Origin of the sequence: Enterococcus sp. AZ171, assembly GCF_051714005.1 — a bacterium.
Lineage (GTDB): Bacteria > Bacillota > Bacilli > Lactobacillales > Enterococcaceae > Enterococcus_B > Enterococcus_B pernyi.
Genome location: NZ_JBIORA010000001.1, coordinates 2066304 through 2080043, shown reverse-complemented (window position 1 = coordinate 2080043; position 13740 = coordinate 2066304). Strand labels below are relative to the sequence as shown.

Sequence of the window (13740 nt, the reverse complement as noted above, 5' to 3'; positions counted from 1 at the left end):
GTGCCTTATTTTTTGAAGAAGTTGCTTCTCTTCTCGTTGTTAACTTGATTTTAAATTAAAAAGATAAGGTTATGTTTATTTTGAAAGAAACGGATGATAAAAGAAAACCAATCAAATAAAGAAAATTTGTTGATTATCATTTGCCTTGGAGTTGACTTTAGGGTTTATGATAACCTATATAAAAGTGGAGGGTGATGGAATGAATATAAAAAAAGCAGCTGACATGTTTGATTTGAGTGTGGATACACTCCGTTACTATGAACGTGTAGGAGTCATCCCGCCGGTTAGTCGTAATGAGAGTGGGTATCGGGATTACACAACAAATGACCTAAATTGGATTTATTTAGCAAAAAATTTACGTAACGCGGGTTTGTCTGTAGAATCTCTCATTGAATTTGCTCACTTGGCTCAATTACGCGAAGCACAAAACGTGGAAAAAGCGCAAAAGCAGATTTTAGTTGATCAGTTAGAAGAACTAGATAGAAAACTAGAGGAGATGCAGGAAGTGAGAGAATTGCTGGTTTATAAGATCGAAACGTATGATGAACATATTGCGAAGTTCAAGGCTGGGGAAATGATTCCAGATAAAGTCGAAAAATTATGGGAACGAAAAAAGTAAAAATTTTTTCTTGCTATGGATCTAACTTCAAGGTTTAGGATAGAAAAGGAGGAAATAACATGAACACAATAAAATTGAACAATGGTGTAGAGATGCCTCAACTAGGATTTGGGGGTTATCAAATTCCACTAGAAGAAACAGCAGAAGCGGTTTATCAAGCCATCAATGCAGGATATCGTTTGATCGACACAGCATTTATTTACGGAAATGAAAAAGAAACTGGTGAAGGAATCCGACGTGCGATCGCCGAAGGAATTGTAAAGCGTGATGAACTTTTTGTCACTTCTAAATTATTTATTCTACAAACTCCAGAAGAAAAAGCAACTGAAACGATCGAACATTCTCTGGAGGCAATGGGGTTAGAGTATCTTGATTTATATCTAATTCATCAACCCTATGGAGATATCTATGGCGCATGGCGTGCAATGGTTGCTGCTCAAAAAGCAGAGAAATTACGTGCAATTGGGATTTCCAATTTCAAATCGGCTAAAATGATCGAATTTGTTGGTTTGAATGATGTGAAACCTCAAATCAATCAAATAGAAGTAAATCCTTGGAACCAACGTGTAGAAGATCAAGAATGGCATGAAAAATATGGCGTACAAATCGAAGCTTGGGCACCATTTGCTGAAGGTCGTCACGAGTTGTTCACAAATCCTGAATTAGCAGAAATCGGTAAAAAATATGATAAAACAGTCGGACAAGTTGTTCTTCGTTGGTTGATGCAAAGAGGGATCGTTGCTCTAGCAAAATCTGTTCGACCAGAGAGAATGGCTGAAAATATTGATATCTTTGATTTTGAACTTTCGAATGAAGATGTTGAAAAAATAGCCGCTTTAGATATGAAAGAGTCTGCCTTCTTTGACCATGATGCACCACAACAAGTGGAATGGTTTATGGAGAGAATGTTGGCTACAGAAAAATGATAGAAAACTATTGATCTGTGAAAAGGATAAAAGTTTAAAAGAATCGAATGTGAAAGGACGAAATAATAAAAGCAATAGAAAGAAGTTAGGAAATTTGAAGAGAGAAAAATTTGGTGTCATTTTACCAATTACTTTATTATCCTATTTTTTGATTTTAATGGATAATTCTATTATTTTTACAAGTTCTATGAAGATAGGAGAAAGTTTAGGTTTATCTGCAAGAGCACTTTCATGGGTATCAAGTGCATATACGCTTACTTTTGGTGGTTTTTTACTATTAAGTGGTCGCCTTTCTGATTTATTCGGAAGAAAAAAGATTTTTTTAGTTGGTTTATTTATTTTGGGATAAGTTCACTGCTTATTGGATTATCACAAACAGCAGGAACGTTGATCATGATGCGTGGTGTCCAAGGAGTAGGTAGTTCCATAATTGCTCCGACATCTTTAGCACTGCTCATGGATGCTTATCAAAATAATATGAGGCAACGTGCGATCTCTTATTATGGAGCAACGGCGGGAATTGGTTCAAGTATTGGTTTGTTAGTTGGTGGGGGACTGACTAGCTTGATTTCTTGGCGCGCTGGTTTCTTAATAAATGTGCCATTTACTCTTTTGTTAGTGGTTTTAACATTGAAATATGTGAGACCTTCGGAACGTCGAAGGGAACGTATTGATTATTTAGGAAGTTTATTATCGATCCTCGGATTGATAGGAATCATCTACGGTCTTACTGAAGGAAAAAGCAACTTTTTATTCATAGGTATCATGTTTTTAGGTTTGTTTATTTTATGGGAGCGAAGGACTTCTTCGCCAATGCTTCCCCTCGAACTTTTTAAAAATAAGATACGTTCTGGTGCCTATGCTACTCGTCTCTTATTTATGATGGCGATGCTGCCATTTTGGTTCTTTTTACCTCAAATGATGCAAAGTCAATATGGATTCTCAGCGTTACAATCAGGATTTGCTTTTCTACCACTAACGATAGTTAATTTTATTATTGCGATGCAGTTGCCGAGAATGACTGCACGATTTGGAAATAATAGGATATTGTTTGTTGGAGAAATAATACTAGTAATAGGGTTGATTTTACTGGCGGTTTCGAACCCGTTTAATGGTTATTGGCAAACGATCTTTGTTCCTATGATGATCCTTGGATTAGGACAAGGAATGATTTTAGCGCCAGTGACATCTGCTGGTATCCATGAAGCACCTGACGAATTAGCAGGTATCGCAAGTGGTTTGACGAATACCATGCACCAAATTGGTGGACCAATTGGTTTGTCATTGATTGTCTCGACTACTACTAATTTTCAAACTGAGATCTGGTGGATGGTTGCTTTTACAATCATAGCTATTGCCGTGGTACCTATTTATCTTCATGATGAAAAATAGAACTTTCTAATTTAGTAACCACAAAAAAGAAGCATAGGTCAAAACCTATGCTTCTCAGACTGTAGACAAACTCCTAAATTTGGAGTGTTGTTTGCAGTTTTTTTGTTTTATACTCATTGTATAAACTATTCTGGGAGTGATTCTAATGATGAGAAAACAATCGATTGAAGGTAGAAATCAATTTGCTATGTTAACAATTGATGATCTTGTACCTAAAGATCACTTAGTTCGAAAGATTGATGCTGCGATTCAGTTTGATTTCATTTATCCCATTGTAGAATCTACGTATTCGACCCATGGTCGTCCCAGTATTGATCCAGTGGTCTTAATTAAATTAGTATTTATCCAATATTTATTTGGTATCCGTTCGATGAGACAGACCATTAAAGACGTTGAAACAAATGTTGCTTATCGTTGGTTTTTAGGTTATTCATTCGAGGATCCTATCCCGCATTTCTCTACTTTTGGTAAAAACTATGTTCGAAGATTTAGAGAAACAACTTTATTTGAAGACATTTTCTCTCATATTCTAGAACAAGCTGTAAAAGCTGGCTTCGTTACGGAAGACAACCTTTATATTGATTCTACTCATATTAAGGCAAATGCCAATAAACATAAGTTCACAAAAGAAATGACCTACGGTCAAGCTAAAGCTTATCAAGATGAATTAGAAGATGAAATAAATAAAGAACGTATTGCTGTAGGAAAACGTCCTTTTACATGGGACACAGAAAGTGAGTTGAGTCTTCAAAAAATAAGTCATTCAGATCCAGAAAGTGGTTACTATGTTAAAGGTGAACGAGAAAAACAATTTGCTTATTCCGCGCATACTTCCTGTGAAGATAATGGTTTTATCTTATCTACATTAATCACACCAGGAAATGTACATGACAGCCAAGTCGCAATCGATCTGGTCAAACAGTCGAAAAGAGCTTTTCCAAATATAAAGCGTGTTGTCGCTGATGCAGGATATAAGACGCCTAAATTTGTTCATTTTCTGTCACACTTGAAACTCTACCCGATTCTTCCATATACTGTACCTCATGGAGTAAAAGGAATGTTTCGTAAAAAAGACTTTGTTTATGATGCCTATTTTGACTGCTATTTATGTCCCAATAATCAACCGTTGTTATTTTCAACTATCACTCGTGATGGTTATCGAACCTATAAATCAAATCCAAAATTCTGTAGGAGTTGTCCATTACTTAAAAACTGTACTTTGAGTACAAAACATCAAAAAATAGTAACTCGACATGTTTGGGCGGATCTTATGGATGAACTTGAACACCAACGCCATACGGCGTTGAATAGAGAAATTTATAAAAAGAGAAAACAAACTATTGAACGAATATTTGCAGATGCAAAAGAAAAGCATGGTATGCGTTGGACAAAATATCGAGGTCTCGAAAAAGTCGCCACGCACACGATGCTTACGTTTGCTGCCATGAATTTAAAAAAACTAGCCTCATGGCTATGGAAAGCAAAAAAGCCTATGGCTTTTTATTTCAAATTTCTACAAAGACTAATAAAAAGGAGTTGGCAATTAAGCCACTCCTTTTTGTCTACAGTCTGAGAAGCATAGGTCAAAACCTATGCTTCTTTTTTTCCTGCTTAGAGGGGGGAATGGCTCACGACAACTCTTGTAAACGTTGTTCATAGCGTTTATTTCCCTTGTAAAGATCAACGATCGTCCAAGCGAGTAAGGCGAGAACTGCAACGATGATGATGTAAGCGATCCGATCAGCAAGGGCGATTGACGCAGTAGAAGCTTGATCGCCGAAAAAAGCTTCGATTTGTCCAGGGAGTCCGCGCAAGTTTAAATACGTCAAACTGATGACAGAAAACCAACCAAGTATTTTGACGATCAGTGAATTTTTGAAACGGGCGCCCATTTCTGCTTGGCTGTTGGTCATCATCAATAAAGGAATCATTGAAAAAGGTAAGGCAAAAGCTAAGAATACTTGGGACTCATTCATTAGATTATTAAGTGCTGTATGTTCTTCGATCGTGCCTTTGGAGCTAGTGAACAAGACACAAAGTAGTACTGGAATGACGGACAATAGTCGAGTGACTAAACGGCGTAACCAGATCGGCATGCGCATATGGATAAAGCCTTCCATAATGACTTGTCCAGTCAATGTACCGGTAATCGTTGAATTTTGACCAGAAGCAAGCAGTGCTACTGCAAATAAGGTTGATAAAATGCCTGATTTTGCTACGGCGATCAAGACGCCGTTACTCATCGCAGATGGATCGGAAAGTGCTTCATATAAACCAAAGAAAGAGGGATCTTGAACTGCACCAGTTTTAAAGACGGCAACCCCCATGATCAATAGAAGTGCATTGACAACGAAAGCCATCGTTAATTGAATATTGGAATCCCATGTTGAGAAACGAACCGCTCTTGCAATATCTTCTGGATCTTTTCGATCGATCTCGCGGGTTTGGGAAACAGCAGAGTGCAAATAGAGATTGTGAGGCATCACAGTTGCACCAATGATCCCTAAAGCTCCAGTCAATGGGGTCTCTCCACCGATTTTTGGTTCTTCAGCAAATGTTTGGCTATTAGGAATAAAGCCTTTGAATAGACTGCTCCAATCAGGGTTTGAAAGCGCCACTTGGTAGACAAAGACAAATAGGATAACGAAAATCAAACAGACGACTAACGCTTCGATTTTACGAAAACCGATCTTTGTCAAAAGAAGCAAGACAAAGACATCCAAGACGGTAATAAAGACAGCAATTGCCAAAGGAATATCAAATAATAAATATAAAGCGATCGCTGCACCAATGACTTCAGCGATATCTGTCGCCATGATCGCTAATTCGGTCAAGATCCAAAGAATGACCCCTAGCGTTTTACTCGTACGAGCACGAATCGCCTGTGCCAGATCCATTTGGCTGACGATCCCAAGTTTGGCCGCCATATATTGTAGTAACATAGCAATCAAGCTGGACATCAGAATAACTGACATCAATAAGTATTGGAAATTTTGGCCACCGGTGATCGATGTTGACCAATTACCTGGGTCCATATAGCCGACTGCTACGAGTGCACCAGGTCCGGAATAGGCAAGTAAGGTGCGGAAGAAACTTTTTCCTTTTGGTACTTTAACCGTACCGTTTACTTCTGAAAGGGATAACCCATTAGTGTGTTCAATCCATTTATGTTTATTCTCGTGATTATTCAAATGAAAACCACCCTTCTATTTCTTTTCGAATTCATTCTACACCCAGAGACGAAAAAATAAAAGAAAAAAATTCGGCTAACCTAAAAATTAAATGTGGCTCACTTTCTAAATAGGTATTTTTGTATAATCATGAAATAAAAATGACTTTTTTTACATATTCTTAAGAAAACGCCTTTCTTTTTTTTGTAAGTTTTAGTAAAATGAATCATTGAGAGCAATTAGGAAAAGGAAAGGAGAGATTTACATGGTATCAAACGGAATCGTTGTACTTATTGCAGTTATTGCATTGTTAATCGGCGCAGTCGGTGGATTCTTTCTTGCGCGTAAATATATGAAAGATTACTTAGAAAAAAATCCTCCCGTTAATGAGGAAATGTTAAGATCAATGATGATGTCTATGGGGCAAAAACCATCTGAAAAGAAAATTCGTCAGATGATGCAACAGATGAAGAACCAAGGGAAGAAGTAGGTTCTTATTCGACAACATCAAAAAGCGGGCTGATTGATTTCAGCTCGCTTTTTTCTTTTTCTCCATTTGAGAAAAGCGCATTCATGCCGATCAATGATTATTTTTTATAAATTGTATGACGATCATATTTTTTCGATTGTGATCAACGATATCTGAGGATGCAATTCAACCTCGGAAATAAATGAAATTTTTAGGAGTTAGAAGGAGGAAGTATATGTCGATTTTCAGAAAATTGGGTTGGTTTTTTAAACAAGAGAAAAGGCACTATTTGATTGGCGTATTTTCTTTGTTCGCGGTGGCAATAGTGCAGTTGATCCCACCTAAAGTCATCGGGATCATTATCGATGAAATCGCCGATCAAAATATCTCGATGCAAATCATTGCATTGTGGATAGGTGTATTGATCATTGCAGCTTTTTTGCAATATCTTTTTCGCTATATTTGGCGAATGAACATTTGGGGCAGTGCAGCTAGACTTGAAAAAGAATTACGCCAGCGTCTATTTGCTCATTTTACGCGAATGGATAGTTTGTTCTATCAAAAATACCGGACGGGTGATTTGATGGCTCATGCAACGAATGATTTGAACGCGATTCAAAATGTAGCTGGTGCAGGAATTTTAACATTTGCAGATTCAGTGATCACTGGAGGAACGACGATCATTGCGATGGTTCTATTCGTTGATTGGCGGTTAACGTTGATTGCATTGATCCCATTGCCATTATTAGCGGTTACTTCAAGGATCTTAGGCTCAAAATTACATGATGCGTTTCGTGACTCACAAGAAGCCTTTTCAAGTATCAACGATAAAACGCAAGAAAGTATCACAGGTATCAAAGTCATCAAAACATTTGGTCAAGAAAAACAAGACTTGGAAGATTTCCAAGAAAAGATCGATGATGCCATTGAGAAAAATAAGCGAGTAAACTTTTTAGATGCGCTTTTTGATCCATTCATCACATTGATCATTGGCTTGTCATATGTGGCGACAATTATTTTAGGTGGACGTTATGTCTTGGATGGTACGATCTCAATTGGACAGATGGTTTCCTTTATCAGTTATATCGGTATGCTTGTCTGGCCGATGTTTGCGATTGGACGTCTGTTCAATGTACTAGAGAGAGGGAATGCTTCGTATGATCGTGTCAATGAACTATTGCATGAGAAAACACATATCGTCGAAAAAGTAGGAGCAGAAATGACACCAGCAAAAGGTGAGTTGAATGTGGCAATCACACAATTTACCTATCCAGACGATGAACAGCCAGCATTAGAACACATCAAATTTGCGATCAATGAAGGTGATACGTTAGGTATCGTTGGTAAAACAGGTGCCGGTAAGACGACGATCATCAAATTATTGATGCGTGAGTATGACCATTATCAAGGAGAAATCAAATTTGGCGGACGAACGATCAGAGACTACTCACTAGATGCCTTGTTGCGCTCGATTGGTTATGTGCCACAAGATCATTTCTTGTTTTCGATGACGATCCTAGATAATATTCGCTTCTCCAATCCACAGAAATCACCAGAAGAAGTGGAAGAAGCAGCGGAATTGGCGTATATCAACACAGAAATCAAAGAACTGCCAGAAGGGTACCAGACAATGGTCGGTGAACGTGGAGTCTCCCTTTCTGGTGGACAGAAGCAACGGTTGTCGATTGCTCGTGCATTGATCCAAAGTCCCGAATTATTGATTTTGGATGACGCATTATCCGCTGTTGATGCTAAGACAGAAGAAGCAATCTTACGTAACCTTAAAGCAGAACGGAAAAACAAAACCACGATCATTGCGGCCCATCGTTTAAGTAGTGTCATGCACGCCAATGAAATCATCGTCATCGATCATGGTCGGATCATTGAACGTGGCACACATCAAGAGTTGTTAGCTCTTGGCGGTTGGTACGAACAAATGTGGCAGAAACAACAATTAGAAGCAAAAATTGAAGGAGGTGGCGAATAATGGAAGATCAATATCAGTCGGAATGGTCAAAATCCATGACCTATAAAGAACAAGCTTCGATCATTAAACGGTTGATGCAATTTGCTAAACCCTTTCGCTCGACATTCATCATTGCGATTTTATTTGCTTTAGTATTATCAGTCATCAATGTGCTATTGCCAAGGATCATCCAAACATTCATGGATGAGCATCTAGCGAAGCAGTCAGCAACGACACAAGTCATCCTTTTCTTTGCAGGGCTTTATCTATTTGGGGTCATTGTCAAAAGTATCATCTGGTTTTTCCAATGGTATCTATATTCGATGGCGTCATTGAAGACCTACCAACATATCCGTGTAAAGTTGTTTGAGAAACTTCATACACTAGGAATGCGGTACTTTGACCAAACGCCAGCTGGATCGACTGTTTCTCGTGTGACTAATGACACAGAAACACTGTTTGAATTTTGGTATGTCTTTCTAATGGTTTTAACAGGAATTTTTGCCGTGATTTCTTCATTTATTGCGATGTTTCAAATCAATCAAAAAATCGCGCTATGGTGTCTGATCTTTTTACCGATTTTAGGAGTAGTGATTTGGTATTATCAAAAATTCAGTTCAAGGATCTATCGAAATATGCGTGAGCGCTTGAGTCAATTGAACACAAAATTAAATGAATCGATTTCTGGGATGCGGATCATCCAACAATTTCGTCAAGAATCGCGTTTAGCAAAAGAATTTGAGGAAGTCAATGAAGAGTATCTAGCGACTCGCTATGCCATGATCAAGACAAATTCGATTCTTTTGAGTCCAATCATCAGTTTTTTATATGCTTTAGCAGTTGCCTTGACTTTGACGTTGTTCGGACTCGACGCGTTACATTCACCAGTTGAAGTCGGTTTGATCTTTGCCTTCACCACCTATGTTCAAGGATTCTTTAATCCGATGTCGCAAATGATGGACTTCTTGAGTGTCTTTACGGACGGAACAGTCGCAGGAAGTCGTATCTTGAAAATCATGGATACGGAAGAATATGCACCACAGCAAAAGGAATCAGCGGATCGGACGATCACTGCTGGAAAAATCGAATTTCGTAATGTCAGTTTCTCTTATGATGGAAAAAACAATGTATTGAACAATATTTCATTTGTTGCTAATCCAGGAGAAACTGTCGCATTAGTCGGACATACAGGAAGTGGGAAAAGTTCGATCATCAATGTGTTGATGCGTTTTTATGAGTTTTACGAAGGGCAGATCTTGATTGATGACCATGACATTCGTGAATATCCGATCGCTGAATTACGCAATAAAATGGGTCTAGTATTACAGGATGCGTTCTTATTTTATGGGGATATCGCTGGAAACATCCGAATGATGAATCCAGAGATCACAGACGAACAAATACGTGAAGCCGCTGAGTTTGTCCAAGCGAATCAGTTTATTGAAGACTTACCGAAAGGGTATCATTCAAAAGTGATTGAAAGAGGGGCGAGCTATTCAAGTGGGCAACGCCAATTGATCACGTTTGCCAGAACGATTGTAACGGATCCTAAAATCTTAGTTCTGGATGAAGCAACGGCGAATATCGACACAGAAACAGAAGTGTTGATCCAAGAAGGACTTGCGAAGATGCGTCAAGGTCGGACAACGATTGCTATCGCCCATCGTCTGTCAACGATCCGTGATGCAGAGTTGATCCTCGTATTAGATAAAGGACATATCGTGGAGCGCGGGAATCATGAAACACTTTTAGCGGAAGAAGGGCTATACGCAGATATGTACAAATTACAAAGTGAGTAACAGGGAAGAATAAAGGCATCTGTTTTTGAAACACTTGTATCGTAAGCCGTGATAAAAATAGTTAGCCTCAACTCATAAGTCTTGAATCCCCAAAAACATGCCAACTTTTGGGGATCAAGGCTTTTTTTTATGACTTGATTGATAGCGGTGTGATTCAAATCAAAAAAGTCAATCGGCTATTCTTACTGTCTAGTTAATGGCTGTTCTGGGGGAGTGGTAGTTTCCATGTTAACGTGAAAGAATTTTTTTTAGAAATATAGGAATAATACAAAAGAAAGCGTTGACATTTTAAAATTGTTTCGCTACTATGAAGAAAAGAACATACTGTTGGATAGTGATTGCATCACGCAAGCTAAACCTAATCAGTCACCATGAAACGATTCCATGGCTGACTTTTTGGGTTTTTTTGTTTTTTTAGGAGTGACAATCATAGAAAGGGGATATTATGCGGATTGAAAAAATTCTAAATAATAATGTCGTTGTCACAAGGGACAAATTAAATCGAGAAATGATCGTTATGGGAAAAGGATTAGCATTCAAAAAAAAGATTGGTGATGCTATTTTAGAAGCGGGTGTGGATAAAGAATTTCATTTGACAGATGATCGACTGTCGAGACATTTTCAAAAATTAGCGGAGGATATCCCGATGGAATACCTCGAACTCTCCTACGAGATCATTGAGTATACGAAAGAAAAGTTAGATGTGACATTGAATGAATCCATTTATATTTCATTGACCGATCATTTATACAATGCGATCAAACGTTATAAAACCGGCGTTGGATTACCTAATGTTTTATTATATGATATCAAGCAATTATTTCCGAGAGAATACCAAATAGGTAAAAAAACGATTGAAAAAGTCCATCATAAATATGGATTTGATTTATCCGAAAATGAAGCTGGATTCATTGCCCTTCATTTAGTCAATGCACAATCAGAACAAGATAGTATGAACAATATGTACCAGTTTACGAAAACCATTCAAGATATTTTGAATATCGTTCGCTATTATTATCAAACACCCTTTGATGAAGAATCGCTTTATTTTTTCCGATTTGTCACGCATCTTCGTTTTTTTCTTAGCCGTGTGATGAACACGTCCCTTACCCAAGAAGGTGAGGTCGAGGAGGAATTGGTCCAGATGATCCAGCGAAAATACCAAACGGCTTCTGGCTGCGTGGACAAAATCGCTTTATTCTTACAGGAAACATTTAATTATCATATGTCAGACGATGAAATTGTCTACTTAACGATCCATCTGGCTCGTTTGGCAGATAATAATCATTAAAAAAATCACTAAAAGGAGGGCCGTGGATTCAACGAATGAGTACCAAAGGATAGTGACATTGAGTTGGCTAAACCTTCAATCAAACAATTGGAGGAAAAGAACATGGGAAAATACCAAGATTTAGCAAAAGAAATCGTGAAATATGTTGGCGGAAAAGAAAATATCAGTAGTTTGACGCACTGTGTGACTCGCTTGCGTTTTCGGTTAAAAGACGAAAGTAAAGCAGATGACGAGACATTGAAGAATATGGATGGTGTCGTGACCGTCATGAAAAGCGGTGGGCAATACCAAGTAGTCATTGGTAATCATGTACCAGACGTATATGCAGATGTATTAAGTGTAGCAGGGATTTCAGAAGATGCGGAATTAGCCCCTGCGAAAGGCAATATATTTAATCGTTTGATCGATATTTTAAGTGGTTGTTTCCAACCCTTCTTAGGAGCTTTAGCAGCTGCCGGGATGGTCAAAGGATTGAATGCATTATTTATCTTTTTAGGATTTTATGAGCAGACTTCCGGAACTTATATCATGTTAAATGGGATCGGTGATTCGATCTTTTATTTCATGCCAGTTATTCTAGGGTATACAGCAGCTAAAAAATTCAAATTGAATCCAATGGTCGGCATCGTCATCGGTGCAGCCCTTTTCTATCCGACCGTGCAAGGTCCCGCATTACAAAGTAGTTTTGAAGCAGCCAATCAAGGTGCTGCAGCGCCGCTTAGCCTTTTAGGATTACCTGCATATGAAAGTTTCTTGGGTATTCCCTGGGTAGGAGCTTCTTATACATCAAGTGTCATTCCTGTCATCTTTATCATTGCTTTTGCCGGACAAGTCCAAAAATTTGCGAAGAAGATCGTTCCAACAGTTGTCCAAACATTTGTTGTTCCTTTTATGGTCTTATTGATTGCTCTACCGATCGGCTTTTTGGTGATTGGCCCAATCGTTAGCTTGTTAACAGAGTGGTTGAGTGCAGGTTTCCAAGCATTGATGGATTTTTCACCAGCATTATATGGTGGGGTTCTAGGCTTCTTCTGGCAAGTATTAGTTATCTTCGGTCTACATTGGAGTATCATTCCTTTGGCAATCATGCAGTTGGCACAAAATGGCTCAAGTCAAATGCTTGTAGGTGTTTTTGGGGCAAGTTTTGCACAAACCGCCGTGGTATTAGCAATGTACTTCAAGTTTAAAGACAAGAAAATGAAAGCCTTATGTATGCCTGCCTTTATCTCAGGAATCTTTGGTGTGACAGAACCAGCCATCTATGGAATCACTCTACCTAAAAAGACCCCGTTCATTTATTCAATGATTGGTGGGGCAATCTCTGGTATCTATTTGATGATGAGTGGTACGACAAGTTATACAATGGGTGGATTGGGCATCTTCGGAGTGGTCGACTTCATTAGTGGTAGCGATGCAAGTGGCATGTACAATGCCTTTATCGGTATCGCAATTGCAGCAACAATCGGTTTTACTTCGACTTTCTTGTTCTGGAAAGATACCGAAGAAGTAGTGCCTGAGAAAAAAGAAAGTAAAATCAAAGAAATCGTCAAAACACCGATCCAAGGTGGTATTGCATCTTTAAGCGAAGCAAAAGACCAAGCATTTGCTAAAGGCGCGTTAGGACGAGGAATCTTGATCTATCCAGAAAAAGGGGAAGTCGTTGCACCATTCGATGGGACAGTGATGACGTTATTTCCTTCAAAACATGCGATCGGTTTAGTTTCTGAAAGTGGATTAGAACTGTTGATCCATGTTGGGTTAGACACTGTACAATTGGAAGGGAAACATTTTGAGTCTTTTGTGAAACAAGGGGATAAAGTGAAACAAGGAGACGTCTTATTGCGATTTGATATCAATGCGATCGAAAGTGAAGGCTATAGTGTAGAAACCCCTGTCATCATTACCAATTCAGCAGATTACCTCGATATCGTCGAGAATCAATCGAAGATCGTGACGAATGGGGATGAGTTGATCACAGCGTTGACTTGATGAGTTCAAAGCCCTTTAGATCAAGGTTTTAGAAAGTTAGCTTAGTGTTAAAAAGCATTTTTCCACAGGAGAATGTTTCTAAGTACCTGATTCCAAAAAAAGTCGTAACATCCGAGGGT

At 38.5% G+C, this 13740-nt stretch carries 9 protein-coding genes and 1 pseudogene; 9 read left to right on the top strand and 1 reads right to left on the bottom strand.

Features of this window, described 5'->3' with window-relative positions; all coding sequences use genetic code 11:
• The first annotated feature begins 199 nt into the window (after positions 1-199).
• The 4 genes and pseudogenes from IGJ49_RS10075 to IGJ49_RS10060 all read left to right on the top strand — a co-directional run bounded on the left by IGJ49_RS10075 (position 200) and on the right by IGJ49_RS10060 (position 4510).
• Positions 200-619, top strand: coding sequence for a MerR family transcriptional regulator (locus IGJ49_RS10075; RefSeq protein ID WP_438723338.1), 420 nt, complete (start codon positions 200-202; stop codon positions 617-619).
• Between the two features lie 59 nt (positions 620-678).
• Positions 679-1545, top strand: a complete 867-nt coding sequence (locus IGJ49_RS10070) for an aldo/keto reductase (RefSeq protein ID WP_438723337.1) — start codon at positions 679-681, stop codon at positions 1543-1545.
• A 94-nt stretch (positions 1546-1639) separates the two neighbouring features.
• Positions 1640-2937 (top strand): annotated as a pseudogene (locus IGJ49_RS10065) (MFS transporter).
• Positions 2938-3082: 145 nt separating this feature from the next.
• Positions 3083-4510 carry an IS1182 family transposase gene (locus IGJ49_RS10060; protein WP_371740615.1) on the top strand — a complete coding sequence of 476 codons (1428 nt, stop codon included), beginning with the start codon at positions 3083-3085 and terminating at the stop codon, positions 4508-4510.
• A gap of 55 nt (positions 4511-4565) precedes the next feature.
• Here IGJ49_RS10060 and IGJ49_RS10055 read toward each other — a convergent pair whose 3' ends face one another.
• On the bottom strand, positions 4566-6128 hold the full coding sequence (locus tag IGJ49_RS10055) for an Nramp family divalent metal transporter (RefSeq protein ID WP_023520012.1): 1563 nt from the start codon (positions 6126-6128) through the stop codon (positions 4566-4568).
• Positions 6129-6372: 244 nt separating this feature from the next.
• Here IGJ49_RS10055 and IGJ49_RS10050 point away from each other — a divergent pair, with 244 nt between their 5' ends.
• From IGJ49_RS10050 to IGJ49_RS10030, 5 genes are all read left to right on the top strand, one after another.
• Positions 6373-6597 (top strand): YneF family protein, encoded by a 225-nt coding sequence (locus IGJ49_RS10050; RefSeq protein ID WP_010734944.1) that lies wholly within the window; start codon positions 6373-6375, stop codon positions 6595-6597.
• Positions 6598-6811: 214 nt separating this feature from the next.
• The gene (locus IGJ49_RS10045; protein ID WP_194179839.1) at positions 6812-8563 is read left to right on the top strand and encodes an ABC transporter ATP-binding protein; all 1752 of its coding nucleotides are present in this window, start codon (positions 6812-6814) and stop codon (positions 8561-8563) included.
• Entirely contained in the window at positions 8563-10341 is a 1779-nt protein-coding gene (locus IGJ49_RS10040) for an ABC transporter ATP-binding protein (protein ID WP_010734946.1), read from the top strand. The genes IGJ49_RS10045 and IGJ49_RS10040 overlap by 1 nt, the downstream gene beginning before the upstream one ends.
• A 445-nt stretch (positions 10342-10786) precedes the next feature.
• The gene (licT, locus tag IGJ49_RS10035; RefSeq protein WP_194179838.1) at positions 10787-11632 is read left to right on the top strand and encodes a BglG family transcription antiterminator LicT; all 846 of its coding nucleotides are present in this window, start codon (positions 10787-10789) and stop codon (positions 11630-11632) included.
• Between the two features lie 102 nt (positions 11633-11734).
• On the top strand, positions 11735-13621 hold the full coding sequence (locus IGJ49_RS10030; RefSeq protein WP_438723334.1) for a beta-glucoside-specific PTS transporter subunit IIABC: 1887 nt from the start codon (positions 11735-11737) through the stop codon (positions 13619-13621).
• The last annotated feature ends 119 nt before the right edge of the window (positions 13622-13740 follow it).

Excerpts from the sequence above, each read along its gene's own strand:
- IGJ49_RS10030 (WP_438723334.1), top strand. The coding sequence starts at position 11,735 with ATGGGAAAATACCAAGATTTAGCAAAAGAAATCGTGAAATATGTTGGC.
- IGJ49_RS10040 (WP_010734946.1), top strand. The coding sequence starts at position 8,563 with ATGGAAGATCAATATCAGTCGGAATGGTCAAAATCCATGACCTATAAA.
- IGJ49_RS10060 (WP_371740615.1), top strand. The coding sequence starts at position 3,083 with ATGATGAGAAAACAATCGATTGAAGGTAGAAATCAATTTGCTATGTTA.
- IGJ49_RS10075 (WP_438723338.1), top strand. The coding sequence starts at position 200 with ATGAATATAAAAAAAGCAGCTGACATGTTTGATTTGAGTGTGGATACA.
- IGJ49_RS10045 (WP_194179839.1), top strand. The coding sequence starts at position 6,812 with ATGTCGATTTTCAGAAAATTGGGTTGGTTTTTTAAACAAGAGAAAAGG.
- licT (WP_194179838.1), top strand. The coding sequence starts at position 10,787 with ATGCGGATTGAAAAAATTCTAAATAATAATGTCGTTGTCACAAGGGAC.
- IGJ49_RS10050 (WP_010734944.1), top strand. The coding sequence starts at position 6,373 with ATGGTATCAAACGGAATCGTTGTACTTATTGCAGTTATTGCATTGTTA.
- IGJ49_RS10070 (WP_438723337.1), top strand. The coding sequence starts at position 679 with ATGAACACAATAAAATTGAACAATGGTGTAGAGATGCCTCAACTAGGA.